Annotated in this window: 16 protein-coding genes; 8 read left to right on the plus strand and 8 right to left on the minus strand. The window is 67.8% G+C overall.

Annotation, left to right across the window (positions count from 1 at the left end):
- The 4 genes from MJ876_RS05570 to MJ876_RS05585 form a co-directional block, all read right to left on the minus strand.
- The gene (locus tag MJ876_RS05570) at positions 1–288 is read right to left on the minus strand and encodes a DUF2516 family protein (protein WP_240235144.1); all 288 of its coding nucleotides are present in this window, start codon (positions 286–288) and stop codon (positions 1–3) included.
- Positions 289–649: 361 nt separating this feature from the next.
- A complete protein-coding gene (locus MJ876_RS05575; RefSeq protein ID WP_240235146.1) occupies positions 650–1,432 on the minus strand; it encodes a hypothetical protein in 783 nt (260 codons plus the stop codon).
- A gap of 47 nt (positions 1,433–1,479) precedes the next feature.
- On the minus strand, positions 1,480–1,881 hold the full coding sequence (locus MJ876_RS05580) for a helix-turn-helix domain-containing protein (protein ID WP_240235148.1): 402 nt from the start codon (positions 1,879–1,881) through the stop codon (positions 1,480–1,482).
- A gap of 132 nt (positions 1,882–2,013) precedes the next feature.
- Positions 2,014–2,988 (minus strand): asparaginase, encoded by a 975-nt coding sequence (locus MJ876_RS05585; protein WP_240235150.1) that lies wholly within the window; start codon positions 2,986–2,988, stop codon positions 2,014–2,016.
- A 243-nt stretch (positions 2,989–3,231) separates the two neighbouring features.
- Here MJ876_RS05585 and MJ876_RS05590 point away from each other — a divergent pair, with 243 nt between their 5' ends.
- The 5 genes from MJ876_RS05590 (at position 3,232) to MJ876_RS05610 (ending at position 6,601) form a co-directional block, all read left to right on the plus strand.
- Entirely contained in the window at positions 3,232–3,582 is a 351-nt protein-coding gene (locus tag MJ876_RS05590) for a hypothetical protein (RefSeq protein WP_240235152.1), read from the plus strand.
- Entirely contained in the window at positions 3,579–4,769 is a 1,191-nt protein-coding gene (gene cysC, locus MJ876_RS05595) for an adenylyl-sulfate kinase (protein ID WP_240235154.1), read from the plus strand. The genes MJ876_RS05590 and cysC overlap by 4 nt, the downstream gene beginning before the upstream one ends.
- A gap of 4 nt (positions 4,770–4,773) precedes the next feature.
- Positions 4,774–5,328: a hypothetical protein gene (locus MJ876_RS05600; protein ID WP_240235156.1), complete on the plus strand. Its 555-nt coding sequence runs from the start codon at positions 4,774–4,776 to the stop codon at positions 5,326–5,328.
- Positions 5,328–6,308, plus strand: a complete 981-nt coding sequence (locus MJ876_RS05605) for a sulfite exporter TauE/SafE family protein (RefSeq protein WP_240235158.1) — start codon at positions 5,328–5,330, stop codon at positions 6,306–6,308. The genes MJ876_RS05600 and MJ876_RS05605 overlap by 1 nt, the downstream gene beginning before the upstream one ends.
- Positions 6,309–6,406: 98 nt before the next feature.
- Positions 6,407–6,601, plus strand: a complete 195-nt coding sequence (locus MJ876_RS05610) for a hypothetical protein (protein ID WP_240235166.1) — start codon at positions 6,407–6,409, stop codon at positions 6,599–6,601.
- 470 nt (positions 6,602–7,071) lie between these two features.
- Here MJ876_RS05610 and MJ876_RS05615 read toward each other — a convergent pair whose 3' ends face one another.
- The gene (locus tag MJ876_RS05615; RefSeq protein ID WP_240235168.1) at positions 7,072–9,177 is read right to left on the minus strand and encodes an acyltransferase family protein; all 2,106 of its coding nucleotides are present in this window, start codon (positions 9,175–9,177) and stop codon (positions 7,072–7,074) included.
- Between the two features lie 146 nt (positions 9,178–9,323).
- Between MJ876_RS05615 and cysD the strand changes: the two genes are divergently transcribed.
- The 3 genes from cysD (at position 9,324) to MJ876_RS05630 (ending at position 13,639) form a co-directional block, all read left to right on the plus strand.
- Positions 9,324–10,238: a sulfate adenylyltransferase subunit CysD gene (cysD, locus tag MJ876_RS05620; protein ID WP_240235176.1), complete on the plus strand. Its 915-nt coding sequence runs from the start codon at positions 9,324–9,326 to the stop codon at positions 10,236–10,238.
- A gap of 56 nt (positions 10,239–10,294) precedes the next feature.
- Positions 10,295–11,545, plus strand: a complete 1,251-nt coding sequence (locus tag MJ876_RS05625; RefSeq protein WP_308192573.1) for a GTP-binding protein — start codon at positions 10,295–10,297, stop codon at positions 11,543–11,545.
- Positions 11,546–12,544: 999 nt separating this feature from the next.
- Complete coding sequence (locus MJ876_RS05630; protein ID WP_240235180.1) at positions 12,545–13,639, plus strand: glycosyltransferase family 2 protein; 1,095 nt, start codon at positions 12,545–12,547, stop codon at positions 13,637–13,639.
- Between the two features lie 22 nt (positions 13,640–13,661).
- On the opposite strand, the gene MJ876_RS05635 is transcribed toward MJ876_RS05630, so the two are convergent.
- Genes MJ876_RS05635 through MJ876_RS05645 form a run of 3 tightly spaced genes read right to left on the minus strand, consistent with a single transcriptional unit; the run spans position 13,662 to position 18,443 of the window.
- The gene (locus MJ876_RS05635; protein WP_240235181.1) at positions 13,662–15,185 is read right to left on the minus strand and encodes a lipopolysaccharide biosynthesis protein; all 1,524 of its coding nucleotides are present in this window, start codon (positions 15,183–15,185) and stop codon (positions 13,662–13,664) included.
- Complete coding sequence (locus MJ876_RS05640) at positions 15,182–17,353, minus strand: glycosyltransferase (RefSeq protein WP_240235182.1); 2,172 nt, start codon at positions 17,351–17,353, stop codon at positions 15,182–15,184. The genes MJ876_RS05635 and MJ876_RS05640 overlap by 4 nt, the downstream gene beginning before the upstream one ends.
- Positions 17,340–18,443 (minus strand): glycosyltransferase, encoded by a 1,104-nt coding sequence (locus MJ876_RS05645; RefSeq protein WP_308192566.1) that lies wholly within the window; start codon positions 18,441–18,443, stop codon positions 17,340–17,342. The genes MJ876_RS05640 and MJ876_RS05645 overlap by 14 nt, the downstream gene beginning before the upstream one ends.
- Position 18,444: the final 1 nt, after the last annotated feature.

The following is an 18,444-nucleotide window of genomic DNA, read 5'->3' on the forward strand; positions in this document are numbered from 1 at the left end:
TCAAGAGCGCCGCAGGCCTCGGATCGCCGGGCGGACGTCAACGAGAAACACGATCGCGGCAATCGTGAAGACAATGTTGAGGATCGCCAGCAGACCAAGCAGCTCGACGACTAGGCCGATGCCAAGGATCGCCAGCCAGGCCGGCTTGGTGAGCTTGTCGGCAGCGATATACCCCTCGGCCGGGAACGTCAGGGCGAGGATGAACGCGTATGCCTTCAACGTGATGAGGGCGACGGTAACGGCGAGCATCACGCCGCCCTGGGCGTAGTAGAAGAGCTCGAGGTTCACAGGCAGAGCCTATCCGGGCCAACCCCGCACCCTGGCGGTTGAACGACGTGAGCCTGGAGCTGCTCTGCTCCCGGGTCGCCGAATATCGGGGCTCCTCTCAGCGGCTCGTCACACCTCGACCACCGCCTTGCACCAGCCGGCACTACCGCCGATCAAGCCTGTCGAGATCCCTCGCGGACCGACACGGTCCCAATCAGCCCGGCCACCCGGATGTCGAGCCGATCGAGACCCTGGCCAATTGCCACGAACGAGCCGTCAGAACCGCCGCTCCCCATGCACAGCGGTTCCGACGGCTTCGTGAAGACAACGACCCGCCACCGGGAGGGTGACGGGTCGTTGTGTTCAGCAGACGGCTGAGGGGTCAGTCGCCGACCTTGGCGGCCGCCTCGGTCACGGCCTCAGCGGCGCTCTCGGCGGTCTTGCGGGCCGAGGTCTGGGTCGCCTTGGCGCTGCTGCGCGCCGGGGACTTCTTGGCGGTGTCCGCAGTCTTCTTGGCCGCGGTCTTCGCCGTGTTGGTCGTCTTGGTCGCGCCGCTCTTGGCGGTCGTGCGGGTGTTGGTCGCACCCTTCTTCGCGGCGGTGCGCGTCGACTTGGCCGCGGTCTTCGCGGTCTTCTGGGTCTGCTCGGCGCCGCGCTCGGCGACCTCCTCGACCTTCTCGGCGGTCTTCTTGGCCTGGGTGCGAGTGGTCTTCGCCTTGGCCTGGGTGGTCTTGGCGTTGCGGACGGTGTCCTGGGTCGACTCCTGGCGGCGGATGCGGTTCACCAGGCTCTCGCCCCGCTTGGCCAGACCCACGTAGGTCTCGGTGGCCGCCTCGACACCCTCGCTGACGAGACCGGTCACCCGGCGGGGGAACGACTTGACCTCGTCGCGCACCTCGGCGACACGCTGCTCAGCGGCCTCCTGGGCCCCCTCGGCAGCCTTCCCGAACGCCTCGACGCGCTCGTTGACGCGCCGGGTGGCCTGCTCGCGCACCTCGGCGGCGTCCAGGTTCTCGATGCGCTTCTGCGCCTTCTCGGCGCGAGCGTGGACGTCGCCCACGAGCCCGCGGACCCGCTCGACGGCGAGGTCGGTCACGCCGACACCGACGTACAGCGGACGGGTGAGGACGAGCTGGTTGGTGCTCTCGAGCTTGGTCTTGGCCATGCTGATCACTCCTCGTGACGGGTTGAGGCCTGGAAGTTGCTGAAGGGTCAGGACGCGACGTCAGCCGCGTGCGGGTCGGCAATCTCGCCGGTGGCCAGGTTGGTGGCCACGAACGACGCGTAGACGTCGAGCAGCGACTGCTTCTGCCGCTCCGTCAGCGCCGGGTCGCCGAGGATCGAGAGCTCGACCGAACCACCCATGCCGTTCGCGGGATCAACGATCCCCGCCCGGACGTAGAGCTGCTCGGCGCTGATCCGCAGCGCCTTGGCGATCTGCTGGAGAACCTCCGCCGAAGGACGGCGCAGTCCCCTCTCGATCTGGCTGAGGTATGGGTTGGACACCCCAGCCTGCTCTGCGAGCTGGCGCAGCGAGAGCTGCGCAGTGACCCGCTGGTCCCTCAGGTAGTCGCCGAGGGACTCGACGGTCTTGCCTACCTTTCCCTTCGCCATGCCTCCATGATGCTAGCTGTTGCTAGCGCAAGCAAGCCGCTAGCGCGTGAGGTGGCCCACAGAACGGCCTGGAATAGCCGCGCAGCGGGTGATCAGGGCGCTAGCGGAGTTTGCAGATCCCCTGCAGTGCTGTCAGAAGGCAGCGCGGATGGCGCCCACTGGCGCGCCACCGCCCAGGAGGGGCGCCTCCCCTGTCGCCCGGAGCGCCGGCCCGTCGACGCCGGCCTCTGCGTCGAGGCCGGAGCGCACCAGGGCCGCAACCAGCACCACGGGGCGTGCCCGCGGGGCGCCGTCGTCCACCTTGAGGGCGAACGCCCGCCCGTCGGGCAGTGCCATGGCGTGGCAGGACTCCGCCCCGGCCTTGCCGATCGCTCCTGGCACCGCCCGCAGCAGGGTGGCCTCGTCGCGGCGTGAGCCGGACACCATCTCCGGGTGGCTGCGGATCGCCTCCGCGACGCGGTGCTCCGGCGTGCCGGGCTCGGCGACGGCAAGCGAACGGAAAGCCCGGGCCAGGCCGACGAGGGAGGTCGACAACAGCGGGGCACCGCACCCGTCGACCGCGGTCGTGCTCACGGGCTCCCCGGTCAGGTCGGCGAACATCTCGGCGATGGCGACCTGCAGCGGGTGGTCGGCGTCGCGGTAGGTCCCGGTGTCCCAGCCGTTCAGGACGGAGGTGGCGAGCATGGCGGCGTGCTTGCCGGAGCAGTTCATGAGGACCGGCGCCTTCGCGCCCCCGGCGCGGATGACCTCGTCGCGGGCGACGTCGTCGATGGGCCAGTCCGGTGGCGTCTGCAGGGCCGACTCGTCGAGGCCGGCGCCGGCCAGGATCCGCCGTACGCCGTCGACGTGCATCGGCTCCCCGGAGTGCGACGCCGACGCCAGCGCCAGCAGGTCGGGCGGGAGGTCGAGGCCGCACCGCAGCATGCCCAGCGCCTGCACCGGCTTGTTGCAGGAGCGCGGCAGGACCGGGGAGGACACGTCACCGACGCTCCAGTCGACCGCCCCGGACGCGTCGAGCGCGACCACGGAGCCGCGGTGATGGCCCTCGACGAACCCGGAGCGGACGATCTCGGCGACGATCACTGGAGAGACCTCATGACTCGGCATGCTCGGACCCTACGAGTGGCGGGTTAGGCTGCGCCGGTCGCCCGGCACCGCCGGGTCCGTCCGCCACGCCCCAGTCCACAGGAGCTCCCCGTGTCACGACGACCCCGGGCGGCGGCCCGCCTCGCAGCCGCACTCGCCCTCGCCCTGAGCCTCGGGGCCTGCTCGTCCTCCGACGAGGACGAATCTGCACCTGAGGCCGAGCAGCCGTCCTCGACCGCGAGTGAGAACACGGATCCCGGTGTCGTGACCGAGGACGACGGTCAGACGGTGACGACGTACCAGGGAGTGCCGCCGGGATACCCCCTCGACGAGGTTCCCCTGCTGGACGAGGAGAACGTGGTCAGCGGCAGCGTCTCCGAGGAGAAGGGTCGCACCAGCTACTCGGTGATCGTCGCCTCCGGCGAGGCGGCGCTCGACGCCCAGGCCGCGGCCGTGGAGCAGCTCGACGGCGCCGGCCTCGAGCTCGTCGGCGAGGTGCCCACGACCGAGAACGAGCCGGTCGTCTACACCGGGGACGGCGGCCTCTTCGTCGTCCTGCTCGTGGCACCGGACGACGAGGGCTCCGAGCTGACCTACAGCGTCGAGACCCGATGAGCGCACCGCTTCCCCAGCACTGCCCCTCGCCGACGGAGCTCGACGACCTGGAGCTGCTGCTCTCCGGAGCCGCGGCCCCGGCCGAGACCTTCGGCGGGCCGCTGGCTCTCGACCTCCCGGAAGACGTCGCCACGGCTCGGGCCGAGGCCGGCGCCCTCGAGCTGGTCGACCCCGAGGGACTGCCCCTGGCGCGCCTCGCTGCCGACGGCTCCCTCTCCGCGCTGTCCCGGCCCGCGTACGGCGCCTTCCGCCGCCTGTACCTCACGCCCGCCGAGACCCGGGCCGACCACGCGGGGCGCACCGTCGTCCCGGTCGAGGGTCCGCTCGGCGACGCCCAGATCGATGAGCTGGCCGCGGTCGGGGGTCCGGTGCTCCTGCTCGCTCTCGCGGGCGCGAGCCGCTCCTGCCTGTCCACCCCCGGACTCGTCAGGGCGACCCTCGCCGCCGCGGACCGGCTGCCGGACGCGGTGGTCGTCGTGGTCCCGCTCGCCGGACACGCCGGCGATCCCGACGGTGACGCGGTCCTGCGCCGCACGGTGGTGCAGAACTACGCGGGCAACGACCCCCTGCTGGAGCTCGGCGCTCCGGGGGCGATCTCCGGACGCATCGCCGAGATCGTGACCGCGGACCGGCCGCCGGCGGCGAAGCAGGGCCTCGTCCTGTTCTTCACCGGCCTGTCCGGCAGCGGCAAGTCGACCATCGCCCGAGCCCTGATGGACCGACTCCTCGAGTCCACGGACCGCACCGTCACCAGCCTCGACGGCGACGTCGTCCGCCGCAACCTCAGCGCCGGACTGACGTTCTCCCGCGCCGACCGCGAGACGAACATCCGCCGCATCGGCTGGGTGGCGGCCGAGATCAGCCGACACGGCGGGCTCGCGGTCTGCAGTCCCATCGCCCCGTTCGCGGAGACCCGCGCCCAGGTGCGCGCGATGGTCGAGGACGCTCGGGGCGCCTTCGTGCTGGTCCACGTCGCCACACCCTTGGAGGAGTGCGAGCGTCGCGACCGCAAGGGGTTGTACGCGAAGGCCCGCCGAGGTGAGATCCCGGAGTTCACGGGCATCTCCTCGCCGTACGAGGAGCCCGACGACGCCGCCGTCCGGGTCGACACCACCGGACGCAGCATCGGCGAGTGCGTGGACGAGGTCTGGGCTGCACTGGTCGCCGCCGGCTACCTGGAGGGCTGAGACCGTGGACGTGTTGTTCGTCTGCACCGCCAACATCTGCCGCTCGGCCTTCATGGAGCGATGGGCCGCCCACGCGGCCCGCGGGACGGGGCTGCGGTTCGCCAGCGCGGGCACCCACGGGGTCCGTGACTCCACCATGGACGAGGAGATGTTGCAGGCCCTGCAACGGAGGGGTGTGGACGGTTCGACGTTCCGCAGCCGACGACTGAACCCCCGCATGGTGGCCGACGCCGACCTCGTGCTGACCGCGTCCCGCGAGCACCGCGACTTCGCCCTCGAGGACTCGCCCGGCGCGTTCCGCAAGGTGCTCACCCTCGGCCAGGCCGTGGACGCAGCCCGACAGCTGCCCGCGGACGTCGAGCCCCAGAACGTCCTCGCCGAGCTCGCCCGCCATCGCGGCGGCGCCGACGCCTCGTCGGACGTGGCGGACCCCTACCGGCGGGGCCCTGAGGCGGCAGAGGCCTGCGCCACTACCGTCGTCGACATGCTCGACGCCCTCCTGCCCGTGCTCGCCGGCCGCCCGGCGGCGGCGGCCGACCGCTCGATCGTGGAGCCCTGATGGACGACCTCTTCACCACCGCCGCCCTGGCCGTGCTCGCGGTCAGCTTCGGCGTCGGCATCGTCGTCGGGCTCACCGGCATGGGCGGCGGCGCCCTGATGACCCCGGCTCTCATCTTCCTCGGCATCCCGCCCACGGCGGCCGTGGCGAACGACCTGGTCGCTGCGGCGGCGAACAAGACGGTGGGGGCCGCCGTCCACTGGAAGCACGGCAAGCCCAACCTGCGACTCGCCGGCCTGCTGATCGCCGGCTCTGTCCCGTTCGCGGCAGCCGGCGGCTTCCTCGTGCAGTACCTCGGCGGCGAGTCCACCGAGGAGTTCCTCCTCCACGCCATCGGCGTCGCGCTGCTCTTCGCCGCCGCCAGCTACGCCCTGCGGATGTACCTGCAGCTGCGTGCCGTCACCTCCGGGAACGAGGCCCCGAAGGACGAGGTCGCCGTCCGGGTCGTCCCGACCCTGCTCGTCGGAGCGGTCGGCGGTCTGCTCGTCGGCATCACCTCGGTGGGCTCCGGCTCGCTGATCATGGTCGCGCTGCTGCTGCTCTACCCGACCCTGTCGGCGCTGCGTCTGGTCGGCACCGACCTGCTGCAGGCCGTCCCACTGGTCATCGCCGCCGCGATCGGGCACGTCGTCGTGTCGGGCGTGGACTGGGGCGTGCTGATCCCGCTGATCCTGGGCGGCACACCCGGCACCTTCCTCGGCGCCCGGATGGCCGCGTGGGTGAGCCAGTCCGTCATCCGCCGCGGGATCGTCATCGTCCTGTCGCTGACCGGGCTGAAGATGCTGGGGCTCTCCCCCGAGGCCGTCGGCATCATCGGCGCCGGGATGCTGCTGCTCGGGCCCCTGGCGTGGGGTTTCGTCCGACAGACGCGCGGCCTGCCCGCCTTCGACAACAACGCCGCCGCCTGGCGCGTGCCTGGGCGCGAGCGCGGGCTCGGGTCGTCGGGCGACGAGAAGTCGCGCACCGACCCCGTGCGTTGACCCTCAGACGATCTTCACAGTCGGCGATGAGGAACTCTTGATCCGGTCAGCCCATACTGGTCCGGTACGAGTGTTCCGACGCGGAATGGGGTCCGCCGATGAGTCCGATCACGAAGGTCAAAAAGGCGCTGAGGCCGACCTCGAAGTTGCGCGAGGTCGAGGGCGGTGTCGTCGAGCACGACGGCCAGGTCACCGCATCCTGCGGCTGCGGCCTCGAGCGTCACTGGCTCCAGGGGCCGCGGGCTCTCGGCTCGGCCGAGCGCTGGCTGGCCCGCCACGCCCACGCGGCGTAGGGGCGAGCTGAGGGCACGCTCCGCCGGCGGTCTCGACGGCCGCTCCCTCGCTGGCGCTCGGTCACTGCTCGACCACCTCAGACCATCGCGGTCCCTGGTCGTCGAGCAGGGAGCGAGCCCCGGCGAGCGACCACCCCCCTGAGGTGGTCGAGCAGGGAGCGAGCCCCGACGAGCGACCACACCCTCTGAGGTGGTCGAGCAGGGAGCGAGCCCCGGCGAGCGACCGCGTCGAGACCGCCCACCCGCCCGGGGGTCTCGACGGACCTCCCCCGCTGGTGCTCGGGCCACTGCTCGACCACCTCAGACCATCGCCGTCCCAGGGTGGTCGAGCAGGGAGCGAGCCCCGGCGAGCGACCGCGTCGAGACCGCCCACCCGCCCGGGGGTCTCGACGGACCTCCCCCGCTGGTGCTCGGGCCACTGCTCGACCACCTGAGAGGCCCGAGGGCCTGAGGCGGCCGAGCAGGAGCGATCAGTGACTCCGCAACGCTCGTGCCAACGCCCCCGCCAGGTGCTCGGCGTACGCCGTGCTGATGTGCCCCTGGTCCCGCATGGGGATGAAGTCGCCGATCACCGCCGGGCAACGCCCGTCGGCACAGAACCACGGCTCGGTGTCCACGAACCGGGCGCCGGTCCCCAGGGTCGCGCGTCGGCTCTCCTCCGTCACCGTGGCCGCTCGCTCCGCGGGCGACGTCAGGCACCCCTGCAGGCTCGCGCCGGACCGGCCGAGGCAGGCCACCGGGTCGTCCTGCCGACGCGGGACGTCGCCCAGCATGACGACCTCGCCGGCGTGCGGGACGACGTCGTCGACGAGCTCGCGGTAGCCGTCGTACATCGCCCGGCGGGTCACCTCGGGATCCTGCGTGAACTCACCGTCCACGAACATGCCCCGCGGGGCCGAGCCGGCGATCACGACGACGTCCGGCTCGAGCTCCTCCACCTGCTGCTGCGCCCAGGTGTTGAACGCGGTGCACTCGCCCCACGGCCGGTCGGCGTTGCGGGCGACCGAGACCACCCGGGCGGGCGTGCAGGCGGCCTTCACCAGGTAGTGGGTGCGGTAGCCCTCCCGCTGGGCGAGCCTCTCGAAGGCCGGGATCCAGTGCCGTCCGTGGGAGTTGCCGAGCAGCACGATCGACTTCTCGGCGCCACGATCGCCGCGGGTGCAGAGCTCCCAGGGGCCGGCGTCGTCGTAGTCGCACGCGCCGAGAGGCGCCTTGTCGTCCTGGAGCTCGAGCAACGTGGGGCGCAGGTCGGCGGGGATGTCGGCGCCCTGACGGGCGGCGACGAGGGACGCCTCCACGAGGGCGACCGCGTCGTCGTCGCTCAGCGCCTTCCCGCCCGGCGCGCGGTCGAAGCGAGCGGTGGTGATCGGAGCGCCGTCCTCGACCCCGTCGCCGACCACGGCCATGCCCGCGCCGGCTCCGGTGACGACGAGCACGAGTGACGCCGGGTAGAGGACGAGCTGTCGCCAGTACGTCGGTTGAGCTTGTCGAGACCCCGGGGCGTACGACCGGAACGGTGTCTCCACGTACCGATAGGTCAGCCACGACAGCGCGAACGCCAGCCCCACCACAGGCCCCGTCTCGAAGAGCGTGAGCGGCCGCCCGACGTACCCCGCGGCGACGACCAGCATGGGCCAGTGCCACAGGTAGAGGGAGTACGACATGTCCCCCACCAGGCGCAGCGGCGCCACCCCGAGGGCCCGCTGCATCACTGGCGGTCGCCCGGTGACGCCGGTGCCGGCCACCATCACCGCTCCCGTGCCGAGCACCGGCAGCAGCGCGGCGTACCCCGGGAACGGCGTTCGTTCCGTGACGACGAAGCAGGCGACAGCGATGGCGAGCAGTCCCCCCGTCGCCAGCAGGTTGCGCGCGAGGGCGCCCAGTCGCCCGAAGACGGGTGCCGCCAGCGCGAGGAGGGCACCGGCGCCGAACTCCCAGGTGCGCGTTAGCGTCGAGAAGTACGCCATCTCCGGGCTCGCCGTCGACGCGTGCATCGACCACGCGAGGCTGACGGCGGTCATCACCGACAGGGCCACGCCGATGACCAACCGCGGGCGGAAGGAACGCCGGGCCGCCAGCCACACGCAGGCCACGAGGAGGACCGGGAGAAGCAGGTAGAACTGCTCCTCCACCGCCAGGGACCAGTAGTGCTGCATCGGGGACGGCGGCGCCTCGTCGGCGAAGTAGTCCGTCCCGACGAGCGCGAACCGGACGTTGGCAGCGAAGAACGCCGACCAGATGGCGTCGACGGCGGTCTCCCGGGCGCGCACGACGTCCAGCCACAGCGCCGAGGCCGCCACCACCGCGACGGCGACCACGCTGGCCGCCGGGAGGATGCGTCGGGCGCGCCGGGCGTAGAAGCGGCGCAGCGACACCGTCCCGTCCCTCTCCACCTCGCGCAGGAGGAGCAGCGTGATGAGGAAGCCCGAGAGGACGAAGAAGACGTCGAGCGTCACGAACCCGCCGGGATACGGGCTGAGGCCGGCGTGGAACAGGATGATCGCGAGCACCGCAAGGGCGCGCATGCCCTGGATGTCGTCGCGGAAGCCGGAGCGCACGGGCGCGGGGTCTGACACAGCGTCTCCCGGGCCGCACGGCCTGGTGGGGGGCAAGGCAAAGCCTCGAACGTAACAGGGGGTCCACGGCCCGCGTCGATACCGGGGCCGGGCCCGGGCGTGGCTACGATGTCCGTTGCTCCCGACGAGAGGTCTTGCGTACACCCATGCCTGAAACCCACGCCGACTACCGGCTGAGCCAGCTCGACCAGCTGGAGGCGGAGTCGATCCACATCTTCCGGGAAGTGGCGGCGGAGTTCGAGAAGCCGGTGCTGATGTTCTCCGGCGGCAAGGACTCGATCGTCATGCTCCGCCTGGCCGAGAAGGCCTTCTACCCGGCGAAGATCCCGTTCCCCGTCCTGCAGGTCGACACCGGCTACGACTTCCCCGAGGTCCTCGCGTGCCGTGACTCCTGGGTCGACCGGCTGGGCGTCCGCCTGATCGTCGCCTCCGTCGAGCAGGCCATCGCCGACGGCGTCGTGGTGGACGACGGCAAGACCAGCCGCAACCGCCTCCAGATCGGCACCCTGCTGAACGCCATCGAGACCGAGGCGTTCACCGCCGCCTTCGGTGGCGGCCGCCGCGACGAGGAGAAGGCCCGCGCCAAGGAGCGCGTCTACTCCCACCGCGACGAGTTCGGCCAGTGGGACCCGAAGAACCAGCGTCCCGAGCTGTGGAGCCTCTACAACGGTCGCCTGCACGAGGGCGAGCACATGCGGATCTTCCCGATCAGCAACTGGACCGAGCTCGACATCTGGGACTACATCGGTCGCGAGGGCATCGAGATCCCCTCCATCTACTACTCCCACCAGCGCCGCGTCTTCCAGCGCGACGGCATGCTGCTCAGCGAGTCGGACTTCAACCCCACCCGCGAGGGCGAGACCGTCGAGGAGCGCACCGTGCGCTTCCGCACCGTCGGCGACCTGACCCTGACGGGCTGCGTCGAGTCGACCGCGTCCACGATCCCCGAGATCATCGCCGAGGTCGCCATGTCCACGGTCACCGAGCGCGGCGCCACCCGTGGCGACGACCGGTTCTCCGAGGCCGCCATGGAGGACCGCAAGAAGGAGGGCTACTTCTGATGAGCACCGCCCAGGAGAGCACCGAGACCCCCGGCGGGGAGAGCACCGCCACCAACATGGACCTGCTGCGGTTCGCCACCGCCGGCTCCGTGGACGACGGCAAGTCGACCCTCATCGGTCGTCTGCTGCTCGACTCCAAGTCGATCTTCTCGGACCAGATGGAGGCCGTCGAGGCCACCAGCCAGTCCAAGGGCTACGACTACACCGACCTCGCGCTGCTGACCGACGGTCTGCGCTCCGAGCGTGAGCAGGGCATCACGATCGACGTGGCCTACCGCTACTTCGCGACGCCGCAGCGCAAGTTCATCATCGCCGACACCCCGGGCCACGTGCAGTACACGCGCAACATGGTCACGGGCGCCTCGACGTCCGACCTCGGCCTCGTGCTGGTCGACGCCCGCCAGGGCCTCACCGAGCAGTCGCGTCGGCACGCGGTCATCCTCTCGCTGCTGCGGGTCCCCCACCTCGTGCTCGCGGTCAACAAGATGGACCTCGTCGACTTCGACCAGGCCACCTACCAGCGAATCCACGACGAGTTCACCCAGTTCGCGACCAAGCTGAACATCCCGGACCTCGAGGTCATCCCGATCTCGGCGCTGCAGGGTGACAACGTCGTGAACCGCTCCGAGAACATGAGCTGGTACTCCGGGCCGACGCTCATGCACCACCTCGAGAACGTGCACGTCGCCTCCGATCGCGACCTGATCGACGCCCGCTTCCCGGTGCAGTACGTCGTCCGCCCGAAGTCGGACGCCCACCACGACTACCGCGGCTTCGGCGGCCAGGTCGCCGGCGGCGTCCTCAAGCCGGGCGACGAGGTCGTCGTCCTGCCCTCGGGCATGACGTCGACCATCGAGGGCATCGACCTGTTCGACACCGAGGTTGCCGAGGCGTTCCCGCCCATGTCGGTCACGGTGCGCCTGGCCGACGACGTCGACGTCTCGCGCGGCGACATGATCGCCCGGGTCAACAACGCACCGAAGCCGAGCCAGGACATCGACGCGATGGTCTGCTGGATGACCACAGCCCCGCTCAAGCCGCGTCAGAAGCTCGCGATCAAGCACACGACGCGCACGGGACGGGCGCTGGTCAAGGACATCCAGTACCGCTTGGACGTCAACACCCTGCACCGCGACCAAGAGACCAAGGAGCTCGGCGTCAACGAGATCGGCCGCGTCCAGCTGCGCACCACGGTGCCGCTGCTGGCCGACCCGTACTCGAAGAACCGGACCACCGGCTCCTTCATCCTCATCGACGAGGCCACGGGCGTCACGGTGGGCGCGGGGATGATCAATTCCGGGTCCTGATCCTGCACCGAGTGAACGACCGGTCCGAGCCGTGAGGTTCTGGATCATCGCCGACAGCGACCGGCGGCCGCCCTCCGACGAGGAGGCGGCCTCCGGTTGACGATGGCGCCACCGCGTCGACCCCACCCTCGACGTAACCGACCCGCTAGTCGCGGTGTCGTCGACTGCGCCCAAGGAGATCATGCGGCCGTGCTCAACACCCGCCGAGGCGCTCTCCGCGAGGTGGGCCAACTTCTCGCCTATGGCGGCCAGCGGCCTAAGCCGCGGCCGCGCCGAGCGGCCACCAATGAGCGCGACTTGGAGGGCCGGGTGCTCGCCTAGGCGCGCCGCCTCCTCGGGCGGCACTTGGGTCCTACGAGCGGGACCTCCCCCACCGTATGAGGGCGGTGACAGCTAGGTCCTCGTCCTCCCGCCCTCCTATGTCCTTCGCCGGCTGCCGTCATGTTCTGGGTTAAGGCGGCATCGCACTCCACGCGACACGCCTGACGCAGGAGGCTTTTCGCGCCCAGTTCGACCGCGTCGGCGACGCCCTGACCGGCGAGCTGCCCAAGGTCGCAGGCCACCTCACGACACCCGCCACGAAATCGCGCCTTCACAAATTCTCCGCCCTAGATGTGGCGCCGGATCTGGCCGGACAACCCCCAACGGTGGCCTCAACAAGCAGATTCGCCGAAGCACTGAGGACAACGACCGCCACAGCCAGTCGCTCCAGTCTCCTAATTCATCGCCGCCGGTGACGGCGCACGGTCATCCGCCCTCAGTTCTCAGCCCGCGCAAGCGAATCCGGTGTGGCGGCTCGGTTGACGAATGGCACGAACCCTCGATCGGGCCCACCATGAGTCCTAGGGCCTTCCATGAAGACACGGGGACGCGAGGCGGGTCCTCCACTTGCGCCGCAAGCCCGCTTAAACTGGGAAACTGCTGCCACCCCCGCGAGCCTTCCCGCCGACGCTGGAGGCGCTCTGCGCAGCCGCCGTCCTCCCACTGAAGGGGATTCCCGTGACCTCCGCCCCCCTCGATCCCGCGCCCGAGCTATCGGTCATTGTTCCGGCGTACAACATCGCGGACTATCTCGCCGAGTGCCTGGACAGCCTACTGGCCCAAACGGCCCGATCGTTCGAGATCATTGTCGTCGACGACTGTTCGACAGACAGCACTCGCGAGATCGCCATGGCCTATGAAGCGCGAGAACATCGCATCACTCTCGTCTCGCATGACCACAATCAAGGATTGGCCACTACTCGGAACACTGGAATGGAGGCGGCACGCGGCGTCGTCATCTTCTTTGTTGATGGCGACGACTATGTCGAGCCCGACATGCTCTCGACGATGTCGGCTTTCGCCACTCCAGCGACACCGGTGGTCGGCTGCGGGGTGGTCGTTCACAGCGGAGGCACCTCGACCACGCAATTCATCGGCCTTCCCAGCGCACGAGACCTGGACGCCCACGAACTCCGCACTCTGCTGCGGGAAGCGCACACACGCCGATTCTATTGGTACTCTCAGCGATTCTGCTTCCATCGGTCTTTCCTCGATCACGAGGGCCTGCGCTTCCGTCCCGAGATCCGCCTCGGGGAGGATTCGGTCTTCAACTGTTCGGCCCTGAACACAACGACAGCATTGCGCGTCGTCGACCAAGGCCTTTACCACATCCGGCACAGGCCCAACAGTCTCACCAGCACCAAGGGCCAGCGCGGTTTCGCTGATCGGATCAGCAGCCAATATGTCGCGCTGAGAGAGATTTACTCTTCTTCACCCGCCGAAAACGAACGCTTGAACGACTACTTCCGTTACATTCTTGCGTTCCAGCTCCCCCAAGCTGTGAACAATGCTCTGCTGATAGAGGGCGCCGGCGAGGCAGTGCTTGATGAGTTGGCCGCGATCCGCCGGTCCCCGTGGTTCCGAGCCGCGTCTCGCGATGTCGCCGCCGTCCGCAGCTCGACCCTCAAGACGCGACTCTTGGTTGCGATGGTTAAGCGCGGTCACAACCGGCTCCTGCGAACTGCTTATGGACTGACCGATCAAGGGCGCGAGATTCTCTCACGCCTGGGTAGATCGCGGCGGAGCTTCGCTAGCCGACCAGCCGCACGCTGACCTCGCGGCCCGGGCAAGAGCACTACCTCCGCAGCCGCAGCGAGACGGCACGAGAACGGATGCTCCGCCCCTCGGTGGTCCGCCAGAAGATCAAGGCGGTGCCCAACGTAACCAAGACCATGACTAGGAAGGCGTTCAGGACCACCTTGACCAGGACACCGTCATCGCCTCCACGGGGCACTGTCCACCATAGACATGCGCCGATCAAGCCGACGAACACCGTGTACAGAAATTGTCGGATGAAATAACGTCGGAGCGAGCCTTCGACATAATTCCTGAAGAGCAAGAGAGGTTCGAACCAGTAGTTGGTCAGTAGGCGGGCCAGCAGCGTCGCCACGAGGACACCGGTTACGCCAAAGTGCTGGCCCAGCAGGTACGAAAGTAGCAGATTGGTCAGCGCCGTACCTGCGAGCACAAATTTTGCACGCCGAAATGCGCCAGTCAGTTCACGAAAGGTCAGCACAGCCATCGTGCTGCCATAGAGATAGATGTTCAGGGCTGCGGCGACGAGCACGCTCAGCGGCAGCAGCAGGTCCTCACCGAGCCAAACGGCAATCAGATCGGGCACACAGAGCAGAACACCAAGGCCCATGACGGCTGCGAGCCACAGTGAAACGACGTTCAACTCGTTCAAAGCAAGCCCCGAATGCTCCGGTGAGCCACGAGCATACAGATCTCCCAGACCGGCGGAAACGCCGCGGAAGAATGTCTCGGCGAGGATGATGAGAGACCCCGTGATGAGCAGGTAATTCGAATAGAGACCCAGGACCGCCGCACCGCTCACCACGGAAATGATAATGGGATCAGTGTTGTTGATCATTACCCCGCTCACGCGATACACAACCATGGCTCTCATCGACGCCACAATCTCACTTCGCTCTGACTCCGCCAACCAGGTGGGCTCACGAAGGAACGGGTAGCGGCGGCCCACAACCACGTAGAGGGCAAGGTTATAGGCCACAGTGGCCATGGCCTGAATGATGACGAAGCCCAGATAGCTCTGATACAAGACGAGCACTGCGATCTGCCCACCAATTCTCGCCGTCTCGGCCCCGAGAAAGTACAGACGAGTAATGTCGTACCTCTGGTCGGCAGTCAAGAGAACGACGCGATGTGCCATGAGGAACGTGAGCGACACATTGCCCAAAAGAATGATGTAGTAGACCTCCAGGCCTCTCACCGGGTGGACCGTGTTGCTCAGTTCAGCAAGGAACGGGACGAGCAACAAGCCAAGACAGAAAACTATCAACGAGACTCGACGATAGATACGTCCCGCGTACCTGACGATGGCAGTCACCGAACCCACGTCACCGGCGGCCAGGGGCCGATAAAGTGCGTAGGTTAATGCACTCGAGAGCCCGAGGTCAGCAATGGAGAGGACCGCAAAAATGCTGAGGAAGAGCGTGTTAAGTCCGAGAAAATCGATGGGGAGGGTAGCAACAAAGACTGCTCTTGCAAGAACGTTCGCCCCGAGCAACAGCACCTGCACGAGCAGCCCAACAACGACGTTACGGGCGGCGCGAGCTGATCGACCACCACCCTTCATCCCCTCGTCCTCTTGGCGAAACCGACTGCCTCAGTCAGTTGTTGCGAGAAGTGTTCGCAGAGCGACCGGACGTCGTGCTCGGTCACCGTGATTGTGGTCAGCCGATCCAGAAGGCCGCGCAGGTCGTCGGGTTCAGCCGGATCGAAGAGTGAGACATAAGGAACGTCCTCGAGCCAGGTCCGGTAAAAATGACCGACCTTGCCGGTCTTGCTGTCAAGCGCCAAGCAGGGCGTACCAGTGATAACGGCGAAGATCATTCCGTGCAACCGGTCGGTGATGACGACGCGAGCCGCGTGATACCGTGCCAAGAATTCAGAAAGAATGCGCTCCCTTTGTTCTGGTTCCCATTCTCGCCCGTGAATGTGCGTGTCGGTCGTTTCGATCGCGAGCCCGGCTCCGGTGACTGTCTCTAGGACGAGTTGTCGCGGCGAGTCAATCGAACGCTCTTGGTCGTCCCTGAGTACGGCGAGGACCCCCGCCCGAGGTCCACTATCGATCCCCGACAAACGCGCCTCCGTCAGAACCACGTCGGGACCGAGCGCGGCCGGAACTCGCGGGAACTGGCGGGCGACCAGGCCTGAGGAGCGCTCGTCTCGCGCTACGAGGAGTAACCGCCCGTGCCGGCGGTAGAGGCGTGCGGCCTGACGGCGGGTGATTTGGCCAAAGGCCGTTGAGGAAAAATCGATAGTCTGCGGGAAAGAGATCACGCGTGCCCGGCGGCTGGCGGCCACCACCTTCTGCCGCAGGAATTGAATGTCGTCGTACATGTCACCGGTGTTGCCACCACCGATCAAGGTCACGACATCCTCGGGGCCGAGGGCCTTGAGATCGCTAAGCGCCTCAAGCGTCTCAGAAATGGGGATCTCAACCACCTCATGATCCGGGAGTGAGCCCGCTAGGAATCGGACCTGTGCACGTGTGATGGCAAGGTCACCGAGATTGCCGTAGTCAGCGGCGAGCGCGACGACCGCAACGGGCCGGGAAACCTCCAACAGCGGGGAAGGTCGCGAGCGAACCCGCCTGAGGCGTTGTTGTAGACGGCCGCGGACCCAAAGCTTCCGCGCTACCCTTGCCTGCGACTCGACCACCGAGAGGGCTCTGACGCGGTGTGTGGCCTTACGGACCCATGGTCGATAGCGAAATGCCAGCGTCGGCACCATTGAGGTTCCTGGACCCAGAGCCGCCGCAGTGATCCTAAGTCTCAGTGGAACGCCGGCTCCTGCTGTCACCACCGCGCCACGCGTCGTCCTGACATAGGGGGACCGCGCGAAAGCGCGGGTCGCGGCGACGGCCGAAGACAGTCGCCCGCGGTTCGACCGCTGGTGGATCTCGTACGCGAGACGGTTCCCCCGAATGCGGAGAAGGGCTTGCTGACGCTGCGAGACCCCGATGGGCCACAGACTAAGGAGTTCCTGAACCGCTTCGTCCGCCAGACCCAACAGGCGCGAGATATCCGGGCGGTTTTGTCGTCCAAGCGAGACTCCGGGGCGCTGAACGTAGTGCACCCCTGCAGAATGCTCCCACGTGATCGCAACCCTCGGGAGCACCGAGGCGTTGAAGACAACGTCTTCGACGAGAGCAACGGTCTCGTCGAACCGACACCCCCCTTCGAGGAGCAGATCGGCCGCGTACAACTTGTTCCAGGCATAACCGAGCATGCCGACCGCCCGCTCTAGGTCGTCGACCGACATTCGAGCGGAGAGTGGTGAGAACCCGGCCGCCGGAGGCGGCATCACGCGACTAGAGGTGACCAACTGTCCTCGGCTGTCGTGATGATCAACGGTGTAGCCGCAAACCACCACCTGCGCGTTGGTCTCCTGTGCCCTGGCGACCAGCTTGGTCAAGGTGTACGGCTCGATCCAATCGTCGGCATCGAGAAAATAGACGTATTGGCCGCGCGCGTGGTCGATACCCGTATTTCGCGCCGCCGACAGCCCGCCATTGGCGCGACCGATGACCCTAACGCGCTCGTCGCCGCTTCTCTGCGCACATGCGCGGGTCCCGTCCGTCGAGCCGTCGTCCACGACGATCACCTCGATCGCCCTCTCAGATTGGTGGAGGACCGAGTCCAACGTGCGTTCGACGGTCAGCTCACCGTTGTAGACCGGGATGACGACGGAGACAACCGGACAAGGTTGGTCTGGCTCACGCGCGTCATGCGAAGTCATAGAGAGCCACCATTCCCCTCGCCGCCGCTTTTGCTGTGTAGCCACCCGCGTCGAGGACCTTGCGCCGCTCATCCACCGCGGGAGCAACTAACTCGGACTGCGCAACGATCTGCTCGGCCCACCGAGCGGCCCCCTGCTCGAGTCCGAGGAAGGCGACGAGCCCGAGCCCGAGGTCTATCTGTGGATTGATGGTGTCGGAGGCGACGACCGGCGTCCCGGCGGCCTGCGCCTCCACCAGCGCTACTGGCATACCTTCGAACAGCGACGGCTGCACTACAACATCAGCACAACGGAGCAGTTCGTCGATGTCGCGGCGCAGACCCAAGAACTGCACCGCGTGATCGATCCCGAGCGACCGGATGCGTTGTCTCAAATCTTCCTCGCAGCTCCCTATACCGGCAAGCAGCAATCTGGCGCGCGGATGTTTACGCACGATCTCAGCGACGACATCGATGAGGAACGCGTGATTCTTGACCGGCTCCAGACGAGAGACAGCGAGGAGAACGAGCGCCTGCTCGTCAACGTCGACCACGTCGCGACACGTTCGCTGCGTTCGCAGGAAAGTGTCCACATCAATGCCGTTCCGCAGGACCGACCCATGCCGGTCGAACCGTCGCCGCCCGAACAGATAGCGACCGGACTCTGCGTCGCAGGCCACCAGCACCGTCGCGCACAGGAAAATGAGCAAGCGTGCGATTGCTTCGTAAACCCGTCGTGGGCCGCCTGGGCGGTCACGAGTGTTGTGCGAGTGAGCAACTCGGACCTTGATTCCTGCCAGTCGACCGGCCAGCAGGGCGAAACCGGACGCGAACAGGACGTGCGAATGCACGGCGTCGTAGGGCCCATGGCTCACGAGAGCGTCGCGCATTTCCCTGACCGTCGCGAAGGGTCCTATTGATCGCAGGTCCGGGACGCGGGCGACCCGCCCTCCCAGCCTTTCGACTTCTGCCTCAAGAGCGCCGCGCTTCGTTCCCACCACGAGAAAGTCAAACTGCACGTGCTCGCGATCGATCTCTCGGTAGGCAGTCATGAGGGCCGACTCTGCCCCGCCTACATCGAGACCGCCCACGACATGCATCACTCGTTTCATC

It is taken from the genome of Nocardioides sp. CFH 31398 (assembly GCF_022436705.1).
Taxonomy (GTDB): domain Bacteria; phylum Actinomycetota; class Actinomycetes; order Propionibacteriales; family Nocardioidaceae; genus Nocardioides.